The organism is Hydrogenophaga sp., assembly GCF_014773545.1.
Taxonomy (GTDB): domain Bacteria; phylum Pseudomonadota; class Gammaproteobacteria; order Burkholderiales; family Burkholderiaceae_C; genus Hydrogenophaga.
Window position 1 is genome coordinate 22,850 of the sequence record NZ_SDDV01000007.1, and the last position, 22,813, is coordinate 45,662.

A 22,813-nucleotide genomic window follows, 5' to 3' on the forward strand; every position below is an offset into this window, starting at 1 on the left:
CCTCAAAAGAATAAGCTGGCAAGGACAGCAAAGAGCAAGTCAAGGCCTCATCCGATTGCGCTGCTGCTTGATTTTGCGCAGCGCAAGAAAATCAAACCAGGTATCCCAGCCGCGCCAGACCAAGGGGATAGAAACTGAAGCATCAGCGTACAAATGAGCTATGTGGGACGGCAATGCAGACAAGCCCTGCGCCTTCAGCGGCGCCCGCAGGAGTTGCCCTTGAAAATGACGCAGGCTGTAGCGGATTTTTCTGCGATAGTAAAGACGCAGATCTGCCAACGAAAGGGGGGACAGTTTGCGGTAAGAAAAAGTTGCCGCCGGACAAGCCACCACATGCTCCCGCTTCCACTCCTGCCTGGGATTCAAGTCCCAGTAGGCCAAGGAACCAACCAGCGAGTCATCGCCAATCAAACCGACCGGCAGGCGCACATGCTGCGCCCTGAGTCGGGTCACGAATTCAGCCGACAGGGCATAAAGATTGCCCACCAGACCACCGCTGGCAAGAATCTGCTGGCGCAGCCGGGACGATGCGCGCTCAGTCGGCACACCGGTGGCGGCGTGGATGCAGGGCTGCGCCGCCAAGCCGGCCTCCAGAGCATCCAGACTGGCGCGGGAAATGGTGCAATCGCCGTCGGTAAACACATAGAGGTCAGCCTGCACGTTCAATTCATGGACAAACACATTCCAGGCATTCGCCTTGTCGCCGATGGAGATGATGATCAGGCGGCAAAAATCATTGCTTGCAGCATAGGCGCGCACCAAACCGTCGGTGGCGTCGGTGCTGCCGTTGTTTAGCACATAACAAACGTCGCCCGGCCCGCTGGCGGCCTTGATGTGATCGAGGCAATCGATGATATTCCTTGCCTCATTGTGCGCAAACACCGCAATCGCACGCCTGAACTTGACTGACATGAGCACCTCAATCGAATTGAATGCCAAAACCCGTTGCGACATAAAGACTATATGAATGGCTTGGCTGCCTGCAGCAGATAGATGTAACGCAAAAAACCGATCCGACCCAAAAGGTACGCAAACAAAAGCTTGCCATGATGCAGCAGTTCATGCGGAAAATCGTTGCGCTCAAGCATCTGCTTATAAAGATCGAGCTGCCGGCGCTGATTTAAACGCCTTTCACCTGCCGGCAGCCAGCCGTCCGTCCACTGATTGCGCAAACCAAGCGGCTCAGGAACAGGACAGGGATCGCTGTTCGGGTATGCCTGCCAAGGAACCGCTTGCACCGCCGCAGGAAAAGTAGACAACCATTGGTAATACAATCGATGACGCGCCAGCCACTCGGGCGGGGCTGACAAAGCCAGCGCCACAAAATCGGCATCACAAAACGGCAGCACATAATCGATCCGGTGCAAATCCAAGTCTTCAAAGTGAGACGGCAGGAATTCGCCACGAATTTCCTGCGTGACAATGAAGGTGCGCAAACCGCGAGCCAACTCGGTACTGGTGCATCGCTGCAATTCAGCATGTACTGAACGATTCAGCGCAGCCAAGATGATCGCATAGTGTTTGGTGCGAAAAATATGCCTGGGCAAGAAAAATCCGCTGTTGCGAAAAAAAATCTGCAACACCTTTTCCACATCGCCCGATTGCTGCGCCAACAGCAAATCGGGAGTGGCGGTGGTTTGCGCCAGCACCGCATCACCACCATGTCCAGACCAAACCTGATGGGGTAGTTCTGGCAATTCATCTGCACCCAAACCAAGCCGCCACTGCTGATGAGCAAATATCCTTAGGTTGGCGCCAGCGGGTGCGCTCTTTTGCAGCTCAAAATGGTGCGTGCCCAAAGCCTGTGCGGCCTGCCTGCCCAGCACGCAATCAACCGACCCAGCCGGGGCAAAATTTATCGAGTGCACCTGTGCGCCCGCTTGACGCATGGCGGCTATCACGCAGCGCGAGTCCAGTCCTCCAGACAACTGAGCCACGGCTGAATGCTGGCTGCCAAGACGCAAGTGCACGGCCTGTGAAAAACAATGCTGCAACTCGTTGCACAAAGCAGAACGATCGAGCGTGAAGGGACTCAGACGACTCCAATCCCAATAGACAGATTCTGCAGGTTGACCGGCAACAATATCAAGCAGCACGCCGGGAGCCAAACGTCGGATATGCTCGTGCACAGTCCGATTCGACAGTATGTAGCCCATGGCAGACTGCTGCGCGCACGCAGTCAAGTCACGCGGGTAATTCAAGTGAGGAGCTAGCACCAGCATCATGCGCAGGCTGCAGGAAAAGATCAAGCAGTCGTTGCTGCGCGCATAATAAAGCGGGCGTATGCCGAGCTTGTCGCTAGCCAAACGAATCCGATCTGCTGCGGGGTCCAGATGTACGCAGCAAAACGTGCCGCGCGCGCGCTGCAGCACATCGCTGCGGCCGATTTGCCAATCCTTATGCAAAATGGAAATAGCCAAAGACGGCTCAGCAGCACCATCTGCGCACGCAATGACCGGGTCACCGGCCAGGCAGGCCAGACTGCCATCACTGTCATGCCACACGACAGCCGAAGGACTCGACTGCAGGTCGACGTGAGCGACAGCATGACGGTCACCCAAAAAAATCCGTGGACGATCCCCAGCATGTCTGCTGAGCGTGCGCTCGAGCAGCTCAATTTGCTGATGCGAAACCGAAGTAGATTGACTTAGGCTGACAATACCCGAAAAAAACTGCATAAAAATTAATCTCAACGATTAAACTTGTCGACGAATACTAAGCAAGCAGACGAAGAAAAGCTTTTGGCATGAGATGTATTTTGGGGTGGCGTGCATAACGAAGGTATGTTCGACATGCCGCAACAGTGGCAGAAAAACCCTGCGTGGGTGCAAAATACAACAACACCTCAGACTGATTCGATAACAACTCTTGCAAGCGGGAACCTGCTGCCGGATCGAGCGCCAAAATGTTCTTGTTCCTGATCATTTCAAGCACTTTGAGCACCGCCAATGCCTGCGAATACTGTTTGCGCGGACCTGACATATTGCCAGCATGACGGTGAATGATGCAACCCACTCTGTCGATGAATATTAATTGTCCAAGCGCAGCCAACCGCACAAAGAGTTCACGATCCTCTGCAAATCGAAGACTGTCGTCGTGCAGCGTCAACGAACCTCCGATACTTCGCGGAAACATAGCGCCACTGGTTGGGATAAAGTTTCCTCCCAGCAAAGCAGACAAAATCGATGAATTCATGGGACGCACTGTGGCAGCGTCGCTGGAACTGCAATGGCGCAGCGCCAGCAAGCGAAAATCAGGCAGGCTGACGCGCTCGGAGTCTGGTGCAGTCACGTGAAACTCGCGCCGCATGGCAGAAAAATACAAGGTGGCGGCAGGGAATTGCTGCTGCGCCAGGTGCAAAAACTCGATATGCTCCGGCTCAAACTCGTCGTCGGCATCCAGCAAGGCTATATGAGTCGAAACAGCACTGCGAATGGCTAAATTGCGCGTCGCTGCAAGGCCTGAATTTTCTTGCTGCAAGACCCGAGTCGGAATGGATTGGGCAACCGCATGGCTTCGAGCCAATTCTGCAGTCTGGTCAGTCGAGCCATCATCCACCACCAGAAGCTCATCCGGCAGATGGGTCTGTCGCAGCACGCTGTCGAGCGCGCGGACAATGAAATGTTCGGCGTTGAAGGCAGGAATGACGACAGCGATGGAAATTTTTGACATCACAATTCTTCCAAAACGACGCAGAACTGGTAGCAATGAAGGTCAGTAAGGAATGGTATCGATTCAACGAATGAGTTGAAAAAGCAAGCGCTGCAGCGAACCCTGAAGAAATGCACTGCGGCCACCCTGGCAGGCGCGCGACTGATAGCCCAGCGACTTTTTGAAAAACGTCAAACCCTGCCCGCCATCGCCACCGGGATCAGCAGCGACGCCGCCGGTATTGATTTCTCTACAGCCTTGCTCGCGCATCAAAAAAACCACCGCGAGCGCTGCAAAGGTGTTGGCGCCACTTTCATATGCACCCTGGCTGCAGCCGCGCAGTAATTCTATCGAGCGCGACCCGGTTCGCAACACGAAAGTTGCCACACAGGGGTCCTGATCGGTAAAAGTGAGATAAACAGCGCCAACGCCACTGCGGCAACAGCGTTCGACAGCCGCAAAGTCCACACCCGGCAAGCCAATATACTGATAGTCGGTGTTGCCGCGCCCAACGCGCTTGCTTTTCGTATGGGACATCAGGTCTTGCAGTATGGATACGCGATCTTCTGCCTCATAAAGTTCAAAACGAGCGCCAGATTTCAATAGCTTGCGGTATGCCTGTCTCACCTTTGGCTTGGTGCCCAACAGCAACTGCTCGGGACTGGGCTGCAAATCAAGAAAGTATTCACTGATCTCGTGCTTCCAGGGCAGGATATCGGACGGCACAGCGTGGGGATGATCATAGGCAAGCATATCGACAAAGTACCAGCCCATCTGCTTGCCGTAGGCCAGCAGCGCGCTGATGCAGGCGCGCCGGCAATTCTCGTCAACCGCAGAACGGTAGACTGCACCAGTAAAAGAGATGAAACAGGCGTCCTGCCTGCGCAATAGGCCAGTGCCAACGGGTGCTACAACGCCGGCGAGCAAGCCCAGACATTCGTCGCCGTCATAAAACCGCAAGAACACAGGCTGGCGCTCAACTGTCGCAAGCGCGCTGAGAAACCGGCTCGACAGCAGCGGACTGCCAGAGAATTCGAGCAAGCAGCGCTCCCACTCTTGCAGGTCCAAGCACGCACTGATGCGCACATCGGCAATGGGCTGGGACAGGTGCATGGACTGCCGTGAAAAAAGCAAATTCATGTCTAGGTTTTCCTGTTAAGTCTATGCCAGGCTGGCAACAGACGCTGCATGATGAACGCCTCGCCACCAGCTGGCCGACCAGCCAGCAGCCACAGGGCAAGAATGCAGAAAACATATAGCAAGGCTCCTGCCGTACACTTAATGAGCAGCACGAATAGCACTGGCAGAGCCAGCGCTGACTGTAGCCAGAGCAGTACCAAGGCCATTACTGCCCCAGCCAGTACGGGTCGGTAAAAAGTCCTGAGCAAATCGCTCCAGCGCAATGCAGGAAAAGCGAGCAGCAACAATGTAAATGAAAGCACAATCGCCACGCCGGCTGAAATTGCAAAGCGTGTCCAGGCAATGTCTGTTGCTGGGGCCTGTGCAATGACAGTAAAGGCAGCAGCGACAAACAGCAGCGCCAGCATCCATGAAATCAGCACATTCCATCGAATCCGACCGAGCACGATCAGCATGTATTGGCTGCTGGCAATCAGGGCAGCTCCGGCATGTACCAGCGCCAACACCTGCAGGAACGGAGCCACCCCAAGCCAGGCCGGACCCAGCAGCACCTGCACCAGTTCGTCCGCGACAATGAGCAGTCCAATAGCTGCTGGCAAGGCCAGCAGATTCTGTGCACTTTGCGCCACCAAATAGAGTCGCTTAAGCTCTTGCGGGTCGTGCGCAGCAGCGACAAAAGCCGGAAATAGGGCGCGATTGATCGGCGCCAACAATTCAGTCGTCGGCATGGCGGCAATATCATCGGCCAGCGAGTATTCGCCCATGGTGCTCGTGTTGTTCCAGCGACCGACCAGGATGCGATGCAAATTGTCCTCGGTGTAGCCGCCTAGATTACCAATCAACATCCACTGCGAGACCGCGAATATTTCTCGCATTTTCCGGGTGCTCAGCCGAGGCCGCATTGGATGCATCAGATAACTCAGTACGATTCCGCTGCTGCGCCCGGCCAGGGTGCCGAACACCATCGCCCAATAGCTCTGCATATACCAGGCCAGCAGCATAGTGACAGAAAACCCAATCAGGCGCCGGAACAGGCGAAAGTAAAACTCGGACTGGAAATCAAGGTCTTTCTGAAATTTGATGACCCCGATATTTTCCAGTCCGGTCAGGAACATTGCCAGTGCCAGCACCTGCAGCACCGGCTCGATGCGCTGGTCGACGAAATAATCAGCAATCAAGCCGGAGCAGAAAAATATCAATAGCGCGGCCGCGCTGTTTTGCAATAGACGCAAGGTCCAGGCGGAGTTGTAATGTTCCTGTGTCGCACGTGGGTTTTGAATCAGGGCCACGTGCACCCCCATGTCGAGCAGGACATCGGCCAGTCCAACCGCCAGCGCCGCCATGGCAATGACGCCAAAATCATCCGGCAGTAATAAACGCGCCAGAATCAGCGTGCTGGCCAAACCAATCAGCCGATCCACCCAGCGCGTGGCGACGGTAAAGAGCATGCCGCGCAGGAGGCTGGGGCGAGGGGTGTCGGTCATGCTGTGTCAGGCCTATGCAAGCGATCAAACAACTCGACCAGGCGCTGCGTCTGTGCCGCGCGCGAGTATTTTTCCAGTTGCTTGCAATTGGACTGAAATAAAGTTGCAGGGCGTTCGCGCCGGAGTTGCTCGAAAAAAATCAGCAGCACGGTCTTGATGGCATCGTGATTATTGCTGTCGGCCTGCCACACCTGTTGGTAGTTGGCTAGGAATGCCGCTGAATCGCCCTGCGGATCGACCAATGCCAGCAGCGGTCGCTGCGCGCGCAGATACTCGTAGATTTTGGCAGGAATTTGGGCATTGAATTGACTGCCTTGAATCACCAGCAAGCCGTCGGCGGCTAGCATTTCAGCGATCGCTTGCCGGTAGGGCACAGCTGGCGCCAGATCGACAATGGTTTCCAGCGAAAAACGGCTGGCGCAGGCCAGCACTTCTTTTTCGTGGTGCGCCGCCCGGAATCTGAGCTGCAATTGCTCGGGCCGCAGCAAGCCCTGATCGATCAGGCTGCGCAGCGCGGCAAACAAAGCGGACGGGTCCCGTTCGCGGGGATAAATCAAGCCGCTGTGCAACAAAACCAGCTTGCCTGCATCGACATCGCTGCGCTGCGCCTGCACTTGTTCAAATGCCGATTCATCATAGCCGTTCTCGATCACCCGGCACTTATGCGCCGCAGCCGGGTAGCGCTGCTGATAGGCGGTGGCGGCCCGAGCGGTTGTGAATACGCAGAAGGCGGCTTCTCGCATGGCCTGCTGCTCAAGCAGGTTCCAAAGGCGGCGCTGCACCCCAGCGGCTGGAAATGTATCGGTCAGCATCGGGTCGCGAAAATCGGCCACCCAGGGCAGGCCGCTCAGTCGCGCCAGGCTGGCGGCGATCCCGTGTGCGGTGGCTATCGGGTAAGTACTCCAGATCAGTTGCGGCCGCTTGCGTCTGATCTCTTGCAAACCTGCCAGCACAGCGCCGGGCCACCAACTGGACCAGCGGTCAGGCCAGGCAAAAGCCGCCGGATATTTTCCGAACAGCGACAGATGCCGGGAGGCGTCGAGCGCAAAGCCGCGCAGGATGCGGGTGGCAGCGGGTATAGACGCCACCAGATCGGTGCGCGATTCGACGTAGGCGCGCGGACTCGCGGTCAAGACGGTGGGGTGCCAGTTGTGTGCAGGCAGATTTTTGACAAAATTCAACGTGCGCAAAACGCCGCTGCTGCCCGCCTGCGGCGGAAAATGAAAAGCGACCATCAGTACACTTTTGCCGGATTCATTTTCCCGCAGGCGCTGCGCATGTGTTTTCTTTTGCTGCCATAGTTGCCGGTTCAGGCGGGCCCCAGCGCTTAGCGCAGGCGTGCATCTGGGTAACTGCAGTACCGAAGTGCTGTGGCTTGCCAGCCCCGGCTGCGTGCTCACGGCCAGACAGTAGCCGCAACGGCTGACCATTTCCATATGCTCCGAGCGATACCCCAGCCCCGGCTCGCCAAAGGGATAGGCCAGTGCCTGCACCCGACCTTTAATTAACCCTTCCAGTTGTTCTTTGGACTGACCGATTTCCTGATAAGCCAGCGTGGCTGGGCAGCACGTCAGCATGGCATTGGAAATGGTTTGACTGCCGATGGAAAATCCCCGGCCATGAAGTGCGCGCACCTGTTCGGGCAGCAGGCGCGGGGTTTGCATCGGGTTGCTCTTCAATTGCGTCTCGATCTGCTGCAGGTATTGTTCGCGTGGCGCCGATTCTTGCGCACGCAATTTGCTTTCGAGCTGGCTGATGGTCTGCAAGCGTGCGCTGGTGTTACCGAGTTTGAGCGCTGAAGCTGCAATGGAAGGCAAAACCAACTCATCAATGTCTGCTGCTGCCTGCAGGACTGCGTGGCGCAGTCGATCGCTCCATAAAGGGTGGCCAAAAAACTGTCCGCTGCTGATAAAGAAGGTGGCGTGCAGTTGCTGCTGCTCTAGTTGGGACGCGACCGCATGCAACCATTGAGTGCTGCCCTGATCGAAGGTGATGGACGCTGCGGCGCCAGGCAGCTGGCCCGCACGCAATCCCAACACCGCATCAGATAGCGGCAGCACCCGGTAGTTGTTGTTTATGCGCAAGAGCAGTTTTTGAAAAGCACGCAGCGCCGCTTCACGCGTATCGGCAGAGTTGTCAAAATCAGCCGGCATGACGAACCTGAACAGCGTCAGCTTGCCGCGCAAGAGCCAGCTGTTCGTTGCGGTCAGCAGGGTTTCAAGGTGTTCCATCGATCAATGGCAATTGGGCCTGTCGGCGTTGTTGCTGCCGGATGACCTCCAGCAGCATCATGCAGATGTAGGGCAGCTCAAAGTACGCCACGCTGAGCAAAGAACCGGCCACCAAGTAGACGCACAGCGCAATGATCAACATGCCGGCCAGATCGCCGGCCCAGCGCTGCGCGACACCGGCCTGTTTGACTAGCCGGCGAATTTCTTGGTAGGTGTATGCGGCGTTGATGAAAAGGGCCAGAAAAATAAAAAACCCAACAAAACCCAGATCGCCCAGCACCTCGAACCAGATGCTGTGCGCCGCCACTCCGCTGCGGCCAACATCTGGCGTTTCAATGAAACCCAGTAGACCCGGTTCGTCCTTGAATTTGTCCCAGACCGGGTACGATTGAATCGCCCGAAAGCCACCACCAAAAATCGGATGCTCGACTGCAATGGCTGAGCTGACCTTCCAGGCGGTGACTCGGCCCATGAAAGACTCATCTTCTTCAGCGGTTTGGATGGTTTGCATGCGTTCGGTCCATTCGGTCGGCGCGAGCTGCAGCACCAGAAAACCGCTCAGCAGCACAAACACCAGTCCGGGAATGATTTTCCTGCTGCGCAGCACGATCAGTAGGGCGACGGTAAACAAGGCGATCAGGCCGCCGCGCGAATGGGTGGCGACTACAGCCAACACGGTCAGGAGCAGGGCGCCGGCAAAGCCCCAGCGAATGAGCTTGTGCGAGCTGTACTGCCAAAGGTAGTAGAGCAGCGGCAATACCATGGCCAGCACCATGGCGAGGTGGTTGTTGTCACCAAATTTCAAGATCACCTGGGCGTTGTGGGCGCCCCCACTGGCTATGAATTTCAAGCCGTCCAGGACACCATGAAAGCTGGTTGCAATGGCGATCATGATCACCAGGGCATGGATGCGCAAGCGATTTGTCACCAGCATCGGCATGAACAGACAAAATAATACGGTCTTTGCCAGGTTGCTGAACAGCTCCCAATTTCGCACCAACCCAGGATAGGCAAACAGGGCGCAGAAAAAACCGTGCAGCACGAACAGCAAAAATAAAACAGTGGTGCGGTTGAACTCGAAGCGCTGATTTTCGCTGTCCTTCAGAAGCAGCAAGCTGGCCATGGTGATCATGGCAAAAATTTGCACGAATGGCACGCCGATCATGAAGCCGTAGAGATAACTTCCGATTGCGATCAGACCGGCCCAGCCCCACAGCAAATAGGCAGTATACGAATGGGTGAAGGCCAGCGGCACGAATAGCAGCATGAAACCGAAGACGAGCAGGTCACGCACGGGGCTTGTCCTTATTCGGCTTTTTTGCAGCCGGGTCCCCGGCTTCGATTTTGAAGGAGAACAGGCCGAGATGGGATTTTTTCCCCGACAGCCGGGCTTGACGCACGGCAATCAACAGCAGCAGCACCAGCAGCAGTTGGGCCAGCAAAATCAATCCAACGATCATGCCAGGCTCCGAAACAGCTTGAGTTGTGCTTGGGTGGTGGCGTCCCAGGAAAAACCTTGCGCGTGCGCGCGTGTGGCTGCGCGGCTGGGTGGGGTTTGCATCAATTGCTGCCACGCGGCCACCAGCGCCGCCGGATCGCGTTGCTGCAGCAACACCCCGGCTGCCGGGTGGTTTACGATGTCGGGCGTGCCGGAAACGGCCGTGGCGAGCACTGGCGTTCCGCAGGCCATGGCTTCGAGCAGCACGTTGGGCCAGCCTTCGCTGCGGCTGCACAGAGCGAGCGCGTCGGCGGCGCTGTACCACCATTTGAGCTGATCTTGCGCCACCTGCCCAATGAAGTGCACTCGGTCTGCCACCCCGCAGCGCTGCGCGGTGGCTTGCAAAGACTGGCGCAGCGGTCCAGCGCCGATCAGCAACAGCTCCAGTGCAGGAATGCTCTCGATCGCCTCAATTGCAATGTGCTGGCCTTTGAGTTCGACCAGGTTGCCGACCATCAAAAGGTATTGCTTTTGCATGCTCAAGCCCAATTGCTGTCGGGCGCCGGTGCGCGGCTCGGGGCAAAAGCGCTGCAAATCGACGCCGTTGCGCATCGTCTTGACCTTATTCGCGTCGGCGCCGAGCCGCACCAGTTGGTCGGTCAGCGCTTGCGATACGCCAATGGAGGCGGCGGCTTTTGCAGCGGCATCCAGCATCCAGCGGCGCGGCAGCGCATAGCGTGCGATCAGGTTGATGTCGGAGCCGCGCGCGGTCACCACAAACGGTTTGTTCGACCAGCGCGCGAGCAGGGCTGCCGCCACCCCGTCGGGGTAGTAGTAGTGGGCGTCGATCAGTTGAAAATCAAAGCCAGCGCGCTGGAGTTGGCGCAGTGTGGGCCAGGCGGCGCGCGCCATCGCGTAGGGGGCCAGATGCATGCCGACTTTGGGCGCCAGCAGGTAGCGGGGGTGGTGGACCTCGATGCCGTTGCGGTGTTCAAAGCGCGGTGTGGCGGCAAACTGCGCGTAGGCGCCAAAGCGGGGCGATTGGAACGGAAACCAGGGCACCGGCGCCACCACGCGCGCCTGCACCTGCCCGGATTTGAGCAACTCGCGCAGCCGGGTTTCGACAAAAATGCCGTGTACCGGCCGCACCGAACTGGGAAATAACGATGAAAATAGAAGAATTTTCACGACAACCGATTCCCGTACTGCAAGCTCAGCGGCGCGCGACTCATGCGCTGCCCTCAGCGCAACACGCCTTTGGTATCAATCACCACCTTGTCTTTGATCATCTGTGGGTCGATTTCGGTGAATTCGGTGTGATCGACCAACAGCAGCAAAATATCGGCTTGTTTGAGTACGTCTTTCAATTCGAACAGGGGGAACGGTACTTTGTCGCTGGCCACGTTCGGATCGCAGGCCAGCACGGTGCCGATTTGACTCTCGCGCAGCCTTTGCACGATGTCCATCGACGGGGATTCACGCATATCGTCGATGTTGGCCTTGAAAGTCAGACCCAGACAGCCAATGATAGGGTCGCGAAAGCGCTGCGCCTTGGCGCGCACTTTTTCCAGCACCCAGTGCGGTTTGGCGTCGTTGACTTCACGGGCCGTGCGGATCAGGCGTGCCTCTGCGGGAGCGCTGGAGACGATGAACCACGGATCGACCGCGATGCAATGGCCGCCGACGCCCGGGCCGGGCTGCAAGATGTTGACGCGTGGATGGCGGTTGGCCAGCGCAATGGTTTCCCAGACGTTGACGCCCAGGCGGTCGCAAATCAATGACAGTTCGTTGGCAAAGGCAATGTTGACATCGCGAAACGAGTTTTCCACCAGTTTCGAGAGTTCGGCCGTGCGGCTGTCGGTTTCCAGAATGGCCCCGTTGCAAAAGGTTTTGTAGAGCGTTCTGGCCTTGGCCAGTGCGGCCTTGCTGGTGCCGCCGATGATGCGGTCGTTGTCCACCAGTTCGCGCAAAATCTGGCCCGGCAACACCCGCTCGGGGCAATGCGCGCAGTGCACCTTGCCGGCCAGTTCGGGCCGCAGGTCAAGGATGATTTGTTCGACCACCTCGGTGGTACCTACCGGCGAGGTCGATTCGAGGATGACCAGGTTGCCCTCGCGCAAAAAAGGCGCAATGGCGCGCGTAGCGGCCTGCACATAGGACAGGTCGGGCGCCTTGAGGTTGCCGTTTTCTTCCTTGAACGGCGTCGGCACGGCCAGAATGAAGGTGTCGCCCTCTTCCGGTAGCAAGGCAGCGCGCAGGTTGCCGCTGTTGACGGCAGAGCGCACCAGGATGTCGAGGTCGGGCTCGACGATGTGAATGCGACCAGAATTGATGATATTAACTGCCGTTTCATTGACATCCACACCCAGCACCTGATGGCCCTTGGTGGCCAGCATAGAGGCGGTCGGCAGGCCGATGTAGCCCAGCCCCATCACGATGATTTTTTGTATTTCGCGCGGCATTTATGGCTTTCCTTTCCAGTTAAGAATCGATTCGATGATGCGCCGCACCGCCTGACCGTCGCCATAGGGGTTGTGCGCCCGCGCCATGCGGGCGTAGTCGTCGGTGTCGCTGAGCAGGCGCAGGGTCTGCTCGACAATTTTTTCACGCGAGGTGCCAACCAGTCGAACCGTACCAGCCGCTACCGCCTCGGGGCGCTCGGTGGTCTCGCGCATCACCAGCACCGGCTTGCCTAGCGAGGGGGCTTCTTCTTGCACGCCGCCCGAGTCGGTGATGATGAGATGCGAGCGGTCCATCAGATAGACGAACGGCAGGTAGTCGACCGGCTCGATCAGGTGCACGTTGTCGAGCGCGCGTGCGGCCAAAATCTCCCGCACGGGTCTGCGCACCTGCGGATTGAGGTGCACTGGATAGAGAATTTCAACCTCGGGCTGCGCAGCAGCAATGTCGGCCAAGGCCAGGCACATGTTTTCAAACCCGGCACCAAAATTCTCCCGCCGGTGGCCGGTGACCAGAATCAAGCGCCGCTGCGGGTTCAAAAAGGAAAACTGCTGCTGCAGCGACTGCTGCACCGCAGCAACGGTGCGCACCTTGTGCACCACCGCCAGCAGCGCGTCGATCACGGTGTTGCCGGTGACGTGAATGCTCTCGGCCGCCACGCCCTCGCGCAGCAAATTGGCGCTTGCCTGGCTGGTGGGGGCGTAGTGCAGGTCGGCCAGGGCGCCGGTGAGGCGGCGGTTCATTTCCTCTGGGTAGGGCGCGTGTTTGTTGCCGGTTCGCAGCCCGGCCTCGACGTGGCCCAGCGGCACCCGGCTGTAATAAGCAGCCAGGCTGGCAGCCAAGGTGGTGCTGGTATCGCCGTGTACCAGCATCAGGTCGGGCCGCTCCTGCTGCAACACGGGTTTGAGTCCGCGCAGGATATTGCCGGTGATGTCAAACAGGTCTTGTCCGGGCTGCATGACGTTGAGGTCGTGCTGCGGCACGATGTCAAACAGCTTGAGCACCTGGTCGAGCATTTCACGGTGCTGCGCGCTCACGCAGACCAGCGTCTGCACCCGATCACCCAACGCTTGCAAGCCCTTGACCAGGGGCGCCATTTTGATGGCTTCGGGACGGGTGCCGAAGACGAGCATGACCTTCATCGAGAAAACCCCTCCACGACCGATGCATACGCGGCCTGGTAATTGGATACGCTGTTGCGCCAGTTGCGTACCGACTCGACAAAGTGTCGGCCGTTGGCGCGCAAGGCAGGCCATTGTTGTGGCTGCTGCAACAAGCCCAGCAAGGCAGCGCACAGCGCCTGGACGTCGTCGGCCTTGAACAGAATGCCGGTTTTTTGGTGTTGTACCAGTTCACGATGACCGCCGACGTCGGACGCCACGAATAATTGCCCCTGCGCCATGGCCTCCAGCGGTTTGAGCGGTGTGACCAATTCGGTCAGGCGCATCGAGTGCCTGGGGTAAGCCAGGATGTCGATCAGATCGTAATAGCGGCTGACGCTGTGGTGCGCTACCCGCCCGGTGAACACCACGTGCTGCTGCAGGCCCAGGGCTTGCACCAGCGCTTTCAGGCCGGCCTCTTGCGGCCCACCGCCCACCAGCAGCAAGCAGATATCGGGCCGCGCCTGCCGCAGCGCAGGCAGCGCGCGCAGCAGCAAGTCCAGCCCTTCATAGGCATAAAAAGAGCCGATGAAGCCGATTACCACGCGCCCAGCCAGCCCCCACTGCTGCTGCAGCGCCGGGTCCGGCGCCTGCGCCCACTGGAAGGCGCCGACGTCGACCGCGTTCGGGATGACGGTGATTTTGCTGGCCGCCACGTCGCGCGCGACGATGTCGGCGCGCAGACCCTCACAAATGGTGAAGACGTGCGCCGCCTGGTGGATCGCGCGCGTCTCCAGTGCACGAGTGAGACGGTAGCGCAAACTGCCCTCGCGTGTGCTGCCGTGATCGACCGCCGCGTCTTCCCAAAAGGCGCGAATTTCATACACCACCGGTATGCCGAGCTTGCGCCCCACCCGCAAGGCCGGCAAGGCGTTGAGCACCGGCGAATGGGCGTGAATGAGGTCGGGCCGCAGGCAGGCCGCCACCTCCTCTAAACGCTGCGCGAGCTTGCGCATCAGCAGCCATTCACCCGCCAGCGGCCACTGCCCGATGGCCGACTGCAGCGGCGCCGTGCGGTAAAAACCCAGTCCATCGACGTCTTCTTCGTCGAACGCCACTGGCCCCTGCTTGGGTGAGGTGAGGTGCCAGGTGTGCCAGCCCAGCGCGCGCTGCTCGCGCAGCAGTGCCGCAGTGCGAAAGGTGTAGCCGCTGTGCAGCGGAATCGAGTGATCGAGCACGTGCAGAATTCGCAGCGGTCGCTGCGCCTGGGCAACTGGCGCGCGCTGCGTGGGTGCTGCTGGGTGTGAATCAGTCATGCGCGCCTCGACCCAGATGGCCGTCAAAGACGGCTTTCCACTCGGTCAGCATCTGGGCGCGCGAATACGAACGGCGTACTTTCTCCCTGCCAGCGTGCGACCAATAGGGCCAGCGGGCCCGCTGTTGCACCGCGGCGATCAAGGTGCGGGCAAAACTTTCGTCGTCCGGCGCGGCCACGTTCTCGGGTGAAACATCGGCCAGCATCGACCCCACATCGCCCACTCGCGTAGCCACCACCGGCAGTCCGATCGCCATCGCCTCGAGCAAGGCCAGCGGCAGCTGCTCGGTGTCGGACGAGAGCGCAAACAGGTCAAATTCGGCCAGCCTTTGCGCTGGGTCCGGCAAATACCCGGTGAATTCAACCTCGGCCGCCACACCCAGCTCCTGCGCCAAGGCCTGCAATTCGCCCAGCAAAGGCCCGCCGCCGACCACGATCAGACGCGCCGCCTGGTGCGCGCGCAACTGGGCAAAGGCACGCAGCAGACGCGCCAGATTTTTCTCCGGCCGCAAACCCGCTACGGTGCCAATGCAAACCACAGTCTCGGCGCCAGCCGGGCGGGTGGTCTCGCGCTCAGACGGCGCAAGCGCAACGCCGTTGGCCAAAAAATGCACCTGGTCGGCGCGCAGCCTCCAGTGCTGGCAGGCGATGCGCTCCAGATGGCGCGATGCCACCACCACCGGCACCCGATTGAAACCAAGCAGAATGTGGCGCGTCAAGACCCGGCGCGGCAGTTGCCGCCCGGCCTCGTCCGGACCAAAACCGTCTTCGACGTGTACCTGCGGCAAGAGCTTGGGAAAATTCGCCGCCGCCCACTCGATCGCGCCCCAGTTGTACGACAGCAGCAAATCGGGTCGAACCGATTTGAGCACGGCACGAAACTGTTGCTGATTGTCCAGCGCACCGCCCTTGGTCACATGCAGCCGCAGCGGTTGCCAATCGACGCTTGCGCCCAGGCGCTCGCCGGCGTCAAAGCAATTGTCCATCGCCAGCACCAGATGGCGGTAGGACGAGCCGAGCGCATGGGCCAATTCGACGAAGCGTGCCTGCGGCCCGCCCAGCTTGAAGGTCGAGAAGGCGTGCAGCAGCACGCGCGCCGGTGCTGCCTGGTGGGTGCTGGCACTCATTGCCCATGCACGGCAATGCCACGCCGGTGAAACGCCGCCGGATCCGCTTGCGGCTGCCAGTTCAGGTCTTGCTTGACATCGGCGGTGTTGAACGAGGCCGGCAGGCCGCGCGAAAGCAGGTCGCGCCGGTACGGCCGCGCCACTTTTCTGCCACTCAGCCGCTTGATCAACCACTTGCCCATTTCCACCAGCCACAAGCCGGTGGGTGAGGAGGGCACAAACTTGAGCGGCCGCTGTGTGACGCTGGCAACAGCGGCCAGGTACTCGCGTGCGCTGGGGCGCACATCGCCCACCAGGTTGTAAGCCTTGCCAACCGCCGCCGGCGCCGTCAGGGCCGAGCAAATCGCCGTGGCGCAGTCTTCCACCAGCACCCAGGGCAGCGGGTTGTTCCCCTGGTTCCAGCCGATGCAGTACTGATCGTTGTTAAAAAAGCCAAGACCGCCATGAAAGGCCGACGTGCCCGCGCCGGTGACCAGTCCGGGGCGCAGCAACACCACCGGCAAACCGCTGTCTTGGTGAAATTTCAACACCGCATCGTCGGCCAGCGCTTTGGCGTGCGCGTAGTCGTTGCGGGTGGTGGGCTGGCGGTCGGTCGGCGTCGAGCCGGTCACTTCTTCGCGCGCATCGCCCAGGTACAGACCGGCGATCGAACCCACATGCACCAGCCGGTCGACCCCGGCGGCCTGACAGACCTGGGCCACGGCAAGGGCCGAGTCGACCATGGCCGCACGTATGGCTGCGAAGTCGGCCCCACCGCCGCCGTGAGCTAGATTGATGACGTAGCGTGTTCCGGCGATGGCGCGCTCAAGGTCGGCAGCTCGCTTGACGTCACCGCGCAGCAGTTCGACGCCAGGGCGGTGGAACACCGCTTGCAAGTTGGTGTTGCCGCGCGCCATGACGCGCACCCGGTAACCCCGATCGAGCAAGGCGGCCACGGTATAAGAGCCGATGAAGCCGGTTCCGCCCAGCACCGCAACCCACGGCCCGGTTGGCGTTGCGGCGGCGGATTCGATCTTGCTGCTGGCCGCCAGCGGTTTGAAGCCACTGGCCATTTGCTCGCAAACGTGCACCAGATGCGCGCCGAATTCGAGGTCGAGCACGGGTTTTGTGCCGGCTTGCAGCGCGCGGTAGAAGGCTTGCAGGCTGCCCTTCATGCCCAGATAAAAAGCGTCTGAACGGGGCTTGAGTTTGAGCATCGCCAGCGTGTAGTCGCGCAAGCTGGAAAAGCCCTGCTGAATGATTTGCTTGCCACTGGCGCGCGCTGAGAGCCAGGCGTCGACCGGCTCCATATAGGCGCTGCGCTGCAGGGTGTGAAACTGGTTGGAGAATATGTCGGCCACCGCCACGCCGTCGTCGCACACCACGCTCATGCGGCAGACGCTGAACTGGGCACCGACATGAAAGCGCAGCTGCGCTGGCATGCGCTCGCACAGCATGGAAACCTGGCAGGCGTTGTGCAATCCCACACCGGGAGCGATTTCAACCGGGGCTTGGGCCTGTACGCTCAGCTCGATCACGCGCCCGGCCAAGTCGACCAGTTGCGCCAGCGGGTGCACCGCCTGTTCGAGCAAGATATTGATCGGCTGATGAAACATCCAGTGAGAAAACTGCCGCGCCGCCAGTTGCCGCAAGGGCACTTCGTAGATGTAGTTGATGTAACGCGGCTGACCCAGACGCCCAGATGCGATGGCCTGCTTCAGCTTCAGATAGGCCGGGTTGAACACCAGGTTCTGGTTCACCCCCACCACAGCACCCGACTGACGGGCGGCGGCACGCATCTGATCGCATTCGGCGCTGCTGAGCGCTAGCGGTTTTTCCAGCAATACAGCTTTGCCGGCGGCGATGAACGGCATGGCGGTGCTCAGGTGCAGATCGGGCGGCGTCAGCACGTGTACTGCGTCGGCCGCGCAGTGCACGGCCTGGTCGATCGTCTCGAACACATGCGGGGCGCCGAACGCTTGTGCCAGACTGCGCGCCGCAGCGGTGTTGAGGTCAAAGACACCATACAAATCGACCCCTGGCAGCTCGCGCAGGACAGCTGCATGGGTTGCGGCAATGTTGCCGGCACCCACCAGCAGGACTTTCTTGTTGCTCACAAAACTCCCCGGTTCAAATGAAAATGGGACTCAAGACCCGTCAGGCGGGCGTGTATTTTTCGCTCTGACGCAAAAAAGCGTCGAACATGATGAGCATCCAGAGCGCGGTCGAGTGATCGCTGCGGCCGCCCAGATGCTGGCGCACCAGCGTTTGCACGGTGGCGGCGTTGAAATAACCCGAGTCCAGCATGCGCGCACTCAACACCGAATCACACAGGCGCTGGCGCAGCGGGCCGCGCAGCCAGCTCGCCAGCGGCACCGAAAAGCCCATCTTCGGTCGGTACAGCACCTCGTGCGGCAACAGCGGCTCGAGCGCTTTCTTGAACAGGTACTTGCCCTGTCCGTTGTGAATCTTCAGACGGCTCGGCAAGCCAGCCAGCCATTCAACCAGTGGGTGATCGAGCAAGGGTTCGCGCACTTCGAGCGCGTGCGCCATGCTGGCGCGATCGACCTTGGTGTTGATGTCGCCCACCAGCCAGGTCTTGTAGTCCAGGTACTGAATCAGCGCCAGTGGGTCCTCGGTCTGTGCCTGGCTGGCGTGCTGGCGAAACACGTCCAACGCGCGGTAGCCGTTGAGGCCGCGCACAAAGGCGGTCGAAAACAAACGCTGGCGCTGTTCGCTGCGCAAGTGCGAGACGCTGTGATGGTAGGCCTGCACCGCGTCCATTGCCAGCGCCTCAAACGTGGTCTTGGCACGCAGCGGACGCGGCGCCCAGTCGGCCTTGGGGTAGAGCCGCCCGAGCAGGCCAAACAGCGGCTGGCGCAGTTCCGGTGGCAGCCGGCTGCGCAGGCTCTCTTCGGCCAGATGGAGCCGGTAGCGCCTGTAGCCGCCCAGGCCTTCGTCGCCGCCGTCGCCGGAGAGTGCCACCGTGACGTGCTTGCGCGCCATCTGGCAGACGCGGTAGGTGGGAATGGCCGAACTGTCGGCATAGGGCTCGTCGTACAGCCAAGCCAGGGTGTCGATCAGGTCGAAATCGTCGCTCTTGACGACTTCGATCCGGTGATCGGTCTGATAGCGCGTGGCCACCTGCTGGGCAAAGGCCAATTCGTTGAAGCGCGGGTCGTCAAACCCGATCGAACAGGTGTGCACCGGCGCATCCGACAAGCCGGCCATGGTGGCCACCACCGCGCTTGAATCGACGCCGCCGGAGAGAAAAGCACCCAGCGGCACCTCGGCCACCAGCCGCAGTTGCACCGCTTCGCGCAGCCGCTCGCGCAGCTCGGTCTGGGCATCCGGCAGGCTGATCGGGTTGTGGTTGCTGAACCGCAAATCCCAGTACGGCTGTGACGCGGGCATTTCCGCCTGACCACGGCGCAGACTCAGTGTGTGGCCGGCCGGCAGCTTGTGCGCCTGCCGGTAGATGCAGCGCGGGTCGGGCACGTAGCCAAAGCTGAAGTAATCCTCCACCGCCAACGGATCTATGCTGCGCGCAAAACCGGGGTGAGCCGTCAGCACCTTGAGTTCGGAGCCAAAAATGAAACTGCCGTCGGGCAGCCAGGCGTAGTGCAGCGGTTTGACGCCCAGCCGGTCGCGCGCCAGAAACAGGGTTTGCTGCTGGCGGTCCCACAGCGCAAAGGCAAACATGCCGCGCAACCGCTGCACGCAGGCAGGTCCCCAGGCGCGCCAGGCGTGAACGATGACTTCGGTGTCGCTGCGGGTTTTGAAGTGGTGGCCCAGCGCCCGCAACTCAGGCATCAGTTGCATGAAGTTGTAGATTTCACCGTTGAAGACGACGCCCACGCTGCCGTCCGGGGTGAATAGCGGTTGCTGACCAGTGGCCAGATCGATCACCGACAGCCGTCGGTGGCCCAGCGCCAAGCCGGGCTCCAGGTGCAAGCCGTCTTCGTCCGGGCCGCGGTGCGACTGTATGTTGTTGATGCGCGCCGCCAGCGCGCGGTCAAAAGAGCGCTGGCCTTGCGGGTCGAACAAACCAGAGATGCCGCACATATTCAGTCGGCCGCTCGGGTTTGCCGCAGCGCCGCCTGCAGGCCGGCACCCTGCGCTTGCAAAAACTGGTGCAGCACGGCGTTGGCGGCGGCGCGCCCGTCGGCCTCGGGCAGACGGGGATCGAGTGTGGTGTAGAGCACGACGATGGCGCCGTCGTCGCCTCGCCCCAGCAGCAGGCCGAGGGCGGTGTAAATCTTGGCGCGCACGCCGCTGGAGGTGAAGCGGTCGTCGACCCAATAAAACTTCCAGACTTGCAAGCGCTTGGCCGATCGGCTGGAGAGTGTGCTGCCGAGCTGGCGCAGGCTGAGCGTGCTCACCTGCAGGGGTTGACCGGCCAGTGCGGTTGTGGCGCTGGCCGCTGTCACCCCTGACCAGTTCGGGTCGGTGCTCAGCACCAGCGCGTTTTCCGAGCTGACCAGCTTGCGCCGCTTATCTTGCTGGCGGTAGTAGCTCAGGTGTACGCCAACCGCCTGTCCCTGCGGGTTGACGTAGCCGGTGTGGGCGCTGGCGACCACGTGGCTGAAAGCCGGTAGCCAGTCGCTCGGAGCGGCTTCGGCGCGCTGCCACGGCGCTTGCGGCGCGAGCACGGCCAGTTGTACCGGAGTGCTGCGCACGCTCAGCGCCAGCGCGCGCTCGAGCAGATGCGGCGTGGTCACGATGAACAGAACAAACAGCGCTGCCTGCGCCGTCCAGCGCCGCTGGTTCGGGGTGGGGCTGGCGTCAGGGCTGGCGTCGGCGGTCACCGTCGGCGCGGGCAGTGGCGGATCGATCCAGCGCGCACCGATGAGCAGCATGAGCAGGATCACGACGCCGAAGAACACCCAGCCGTACAGGATGTGGTCGACACCGGTGGCCAGTTCGTTGCCCGAGAGATGACCGAGCAGGACAATCATGTAGGCGCGCAGCCAATTGGCCACCAGCGGCACCAGGATCGCCACGCCGACGAAAATCAGGCGTTTGCGCAAACTGCGGTAGCTCAGGTAGGCAAACAGGCAGCCGACGGTGACGGATGCGATCAGGTAGCGAATGCCGCTGCAGGCCTCTATGACCGACCACGAACCCGAGGGAATGACGAACTGCAAGCCCTCGCGGTAGACTGGAATGCCGCTCCAGCGCAGCGCCAAGACGGTGAAATCGGCCGTCCAGTCCATCAACTGCGGCAGCATGAAATCGCCCATCGGAACGGCAAAAAACAGGAAAGCAAGCGCAAAAGTCATTACCCGGGCCACGTGCCAGCCGAGCACAGCGGGCACCGCCAGCACCAGCAGCATGACCAGCGCGAGTTGGCTGACGACGTTGACGCCGCCCAGATCGCCGGCCAGCCACAGGCCGGCCGCGCCCAGCATCAGCAGCCCAGCCAGCCCGGCCGGCTGCGGGCGCAGCGGCGCCAGTGCGTGGCGCACGCGCCAGATCAGCCAGAGCGAGATCAGCGGCACCGCGAAGCCGTGGCTATAGGTGTCCGACTGCGCCCAGATCGACGCCATGATCCAGACGGTGTGCCAGTACAGGCCCAGAATCGACAGCAGCAGCAGACCCAGCGCCGCCAGCGGCACACGCCAAGGGGCCGGGATGTCAAGCGCTGCAGACGTGCCTGTCTTAACCATGTTCAGCTCCCTGCCTGCTGGCAAAAGTGAGAAATTTGTCCAGGCCGCCGAGGTGGGCTTGCCAGCTAAAGCCTTGCAGCACGAAGCCGCGCGCTTGGCGTCCGTGCGCCGCCGCTTGCCTGCCGCACTGCAACAGCGTGTGCAGCGCCTGGACGAATTCGTGCGCCGTATCGGCGCGCAGCAGGCCTTGTGCGGCGCCGGCGCCGATCGCATCGGCGCAGGCGCGCACCGTCACCACCGGCTGCGCCATCGCCATGGCTTCCAGAATCTTGTTTTGCAGACCACGCGCCACCCGCAGCGGTGCTACCACGGCGCCAGCATGCTGCAGATAGGGGCGCACGTCGGGCACGGTGCCGGTGACCACCACCCGCGGCGAAGCCAGTGCACGCACCGCTGGCGTGGGTGCACGGCCGACGACGTAAAAGCGCAGTTGCGGCCAGCGCGCCAGCAGCAGCGGCAACATATCGGCCACAAACCACTGCACGGCGTCGACGTTGGGCCAGTAATCCATTGCGCCGGTAAAGACCACGGCCTGCTCGTCGGCGGCAAACGGGTTCGGGTGGCGCACCTCGGGGTCGAAAAAATCCGCGTCGACCCCGTTGCCGAGGGATTGCACGCCGCCGCGCGCCTCTGGCGCGTGCGACAGAAACAGCGCCGTCTCCTGCGCGGTGACGAAAAAAGAACACCGCGCCCGCGCCGCCAGCAAGCGTTCATACGCCAGCAGCCGCGCGCCTTCGCGCCGGTACAGCCACGACAGCGGCCAGCGGTGCGCGAACGCGTACTGGCTCCATTTGGCCGAATCGACATCGACGAAATCAACCAGCATCGGCACCTGGGGCAGCAGGGGCAGCGCGTACTGCGCCATCGAGGAGGAAAACACCACGCTGGCCTGCAGGTCATGGGCGGCTGCCGTTTGCCGTACCCAGCGCTGCAGGGCCGCGCTGCCGTAGTAGGCCAGCGTGAGCGGCTGCGACTGCAGCAGACCGCTCAGGCTCTTGAGTTTGGCGCTGCGCGGGTGCAAGCGCTCGACGTGTACATCGGGGCACAAGGCTTTGAGCGCCGGCAGGTGTTGCTCGTCCTGCGGGTCGTCAATGAAAGTGCCCAGAAACACCCGGTGCTGCTGCAGCAAGTGGCGCAGCAAGTGGTACGAGCGCACCTTGTCGCCTTTGTTGGGCGGATAAGGCAGTCGGTGCACCAGATAAAGAATATTGGCCATGGC

16 protein-coding genes are annotated in these 22,813 nt (G+C 60.8%); all 16 read right to left on the minus strand.

Features of this window, described 5'->3' with window-relative positions; genetic code table 11:
- Positions 1-39: 39 nt before the first annotated feature.
- The 16 genes from EST26_RS06815 to EST26_RS06890 all read right to left on the minus strand — a co-directional run bounded on the left by EST26_RS06815 (position 40) and on the right by EST26_RS06890 (position 22,810).
- On the minus strand, positions 40-954 hold the full coding sequence (locus EST26_RS06815) for a glycosyltransferase (RefSeq protein ID WP_291066455.1): 915 nt from the start codon (positions 952-954) through the stop codon (positions 40-42).
- Positions 955-959: 5 nt separating this feature from the next.
- Complete coding sequence (locus EST26_RS06820; RefSeq protein ID WP_291066456.1) at positions 960-2,678, minus strand: asparagine synthase-related protein; 1,719 nt, start codon at positions 2,676-2,678, stop codon at positions 960-962.
- 37 nt (positions 2,679-2,715) lie between these two features.
- Positions 2,716-3,672 carry a glycosyltransferase family 2 protein gene (locus EST26_RS06825; protein WP_291066459.1) on the minus strand — a complete coding sequence of 319 codons (957 nt, stop codon included), beginning with the start codon at positions 3,670-3,672 and terminating at the stop codon, positions 2,716-2,718.
- A 63-nt stretch (positions 3,673-3,735) separates the two neighbouring features.
- Positions 3,736-4,791 carry a hypothetical protein gene (locus tag EST26_RS06830; RefSeq protein WP_291066460.1) on the minus strand — a complete coding sequence of 352 codons (1,056 nt, stop codon included), beginning with the start codon at positions 4,789-4,791 and terminating at the stop codon, positions 3,736-3,738.
- Positions 4,792-4,793: 2 nt separating this feature from the next.
- Positions 4,794-6,275, minus strand: coding sequence for a lipopolysaccharide biosynthesis protein (locus EST26_RS06835; protein ID WP_291066462.1), 1,482 nt, complete (start codon positions 6,273-6,275; stop codon positions 4,794-4,796).
- Positions 6,272-8,506 (minus strand): polysaccharide deacetylase family protein, encoded by a 2,235-nt coding sequence (locus EST26_RS06840; protein WP_291066464.1) that lies wholly within the window; start codon positions 8,504-8,506, stop codon positions 6,272-6,274. The genes EST26_RS06835 and EST26_RS06840 overlap by 4 nt, the downstream gene beginning before the upstream one ends.
- Positions 8,493-9,911: a putative O-glycosylation ligase, exosortase A system-associated gene (locus EST26_RS06845; RefSeq protein ID WP_291066466.1), complete on the minus strand. Its 1,419-nt coding sequence runs from the start codon at positions 9,909-9,911 to the stop codon at positions 8,493-8,495. Before EST26_RS06845 ends, EST26_RS06840 begins: the two co-directional genes overlap by 14 nt.
- Positions 9,912-9,962: 51 nt before the next feature.
- The gene (locus tag EST26_RS06850; RefSeq protein ID WP_291066468.1) at positions 9,963-11,132 is read right to left on the minus strand and encodes a glycosyltransferase family 4 protein; all 1,170 of its coding nucleotides are present in this window, start codon (positions 11,130-11,132) and stop codon (positions 9,963-9,965) included.
- Between the two features lie 53 nt (positions 11,133-11,185).
- Positions 11,186-12,406 carry a UDP-N-acetyl-D-mannosamine dehydrogenase gene (gene wecC / locus EST26_RS06855; protein ID WP_291066470.1) on the minus strand — a complete coding sequence of 407 codons (1,221 nt, stop codon included), beginning with the start codon at positions 12,404-12,406 and terminating at the stop codon, positions 11,186-11,188.
- Entirely contained in the window at positions 12,407-13,546 is a 1,140-nt protein-coding gene (gene wecB, locus EST26_RS06860) for a UDP-N-acetylglucosamine 2-epimerase (non-hydrolyzing) (RefSeq protein WP_291066472.1), read from the minus strand.
- The gene (locus EST26_RS06865) at positions 13,543-14,757 is read right to left on the minus strand and encodes a TIGR04063 family PEP-CTERM/XrtA system glycosyltransferase (protein WP_291066583.1); all 1,215 of its coding nucleotides are present in this window, start codon (positions 14,755-14,757) and stop codon (positions 13,543-13,545) included. Before EST26_RS06865 ends, wecB begins: the two co-directional genes overlap by 4 nt.
- A gap of 55 nt (positions 14,758-14,812) precedes the next feature.
- The gene (locus EST26_RS06870) at positions 14,813-15,946 is read right to left on the minus strand and encodes a glycosyltransferase (protein ID WP_291066474.1); all 1,134 of its coding nucleotides are present in this window, start codon (positions 15,944-15,946) and stop codon (positions 14,813-14,815) included.
- Positions 15,943-18,042 carry an NAD-dependent epimerase/dehydratase family protein gene (locus tag EST26_RS06875; protein ID WP_291066475.1) on the minus strand — a complete coding sequence of 700 codons (2,100 nt, stop codon included), beginning with the start codon at positions 18,040-18,042 and terminating at the stop codon, positions 15,943-15,945. Before EST26_RS06875 ends, EST26_RS06870 begins: the two co-directional genes overlap by 4 nt.
- Before the next feature lie 40 nt (positions 18,043-18,082).
- Positions 18,083-19,990 carry an XrtA/PEP-CTERM system amidotransferase gene (locus EST26_RS06880; RefSeq protein ID WP_291066476.1) on the minus strand — a complete coding sequence of 636 codons (1,908 nt, stop codon included), beginning with the start codon at positions 19,988-19,990 and terminating at the stop codon, positions 18,083-18,085.
- Positions 19,991-19,992: 2 nt separating this feature from the next.
- Entirely contained in the window at positions 19,993-21,594 is a 1,602-nt protein-coding gene (gene xrtA, locus EST26_RS06885) for an exosortase A (protein WP_291066477.1), read from the minus strand.
- A complete protein-coding gene (locus EST26_RS06890) occupies positions 21,587-22,810 on the minus strand; it encodes a TIGR03087 family PEP-CTERM/XrtA system glycosyltransferase (protein WP_291066479.1) in 1,224 nt (407 codons plus the stop codon). Before EST26_RS06890 ends, xrtA begins: the two co-directional genes overlap by 8 nt.
- Positions 22,811-22,813 lie beyond the last annotated feature (3 nt).

Bases quoted from the DNA above. Each gene is read 5' to 3' on its own strand.
- xrtA (WP_291066477.1), bottom strand. From the start codon at position 21,594: ATGGTTAAGACAGGCACGTCTGCAGCGCTTGACATCCCGGCCCCTTGG.
- EST26_RS06830 (WP_291066460.1), bottom strand. From the start codon at position 4,791: ATGAATTTGCTTTTTTCACGGCAGTCCATGCACCTGTCCCAGCCCATT.
- EST26_RS06880 (WP_291066476.1), bottom strand. From the start codon at position 19,990: ATGTGCGGCATCTCTGGTTTGTTCGACCCGCAAGGCCAGCGCTCTTTT.
- EST26_RS06840 (WP_291066464.1), bottom strand. From the start codon at position 8,506: ATGGAACACCTTGAAACCCTGCTGACCGCAACGAACAGCTGGCTCTTG.
- wecC (WP_291066470.1), bottom strand. From the start codon at position 12,406: ATGCCGCGCGAAATACAAAAAATCATCGTGATGGGGCTGGGCTACATC.
- EST26_RS06890 (WP_291066479.1), bottom strand. From the start codon at position 22,810: ATGGCCAATATTCTTTATCTGGTGCACCGACTGCCTTATCCGCCCAAC.
- EST26_RS06870 (WP_291066474.1), bottom strand. From the start codon at position 15,946: ATGAGTGCCAGCACCCACCAGGCAGCACCGGCGCGCGTGCTGCTGCAC.
- wecB (WP_291066472.1), bottom strand. From the start codon at position 13,546: ATGAAGGTCATGCTCGTCTTCGGCACCCGTCCCGAAGCCATCAAAATG.
- EST26_RS06825 (WP_291066459.1), bottom strand. From the start codon at position 3,672: ATGTCAAAAATTTCCATCGCTGTCGTCATTCCTGCCTTCAACGCCGAA.
- EST26_RS06820 (WP_291066456.1), bottom strand. From the start codon at position 2,678: ATGCAGTTTTTTTCGGGTATTGTCAGCCTAAGTCAATCTACTTCGGTT.
- EST26_RS06815 (WP_291066455.1), bottom strand. From the start codon at position 954: ATGTCGCAACGGGTTTTGGCATTCAATTCGATTGAGGTGCTCATGTCA.
- EST26_RS06835 (WP_291066462.1), bottom strand. From the start codon at position 6,275: ATGACCGACACCCCTCGCCCCAGCCTCCTGCGCGGCATGCTCTTTACC.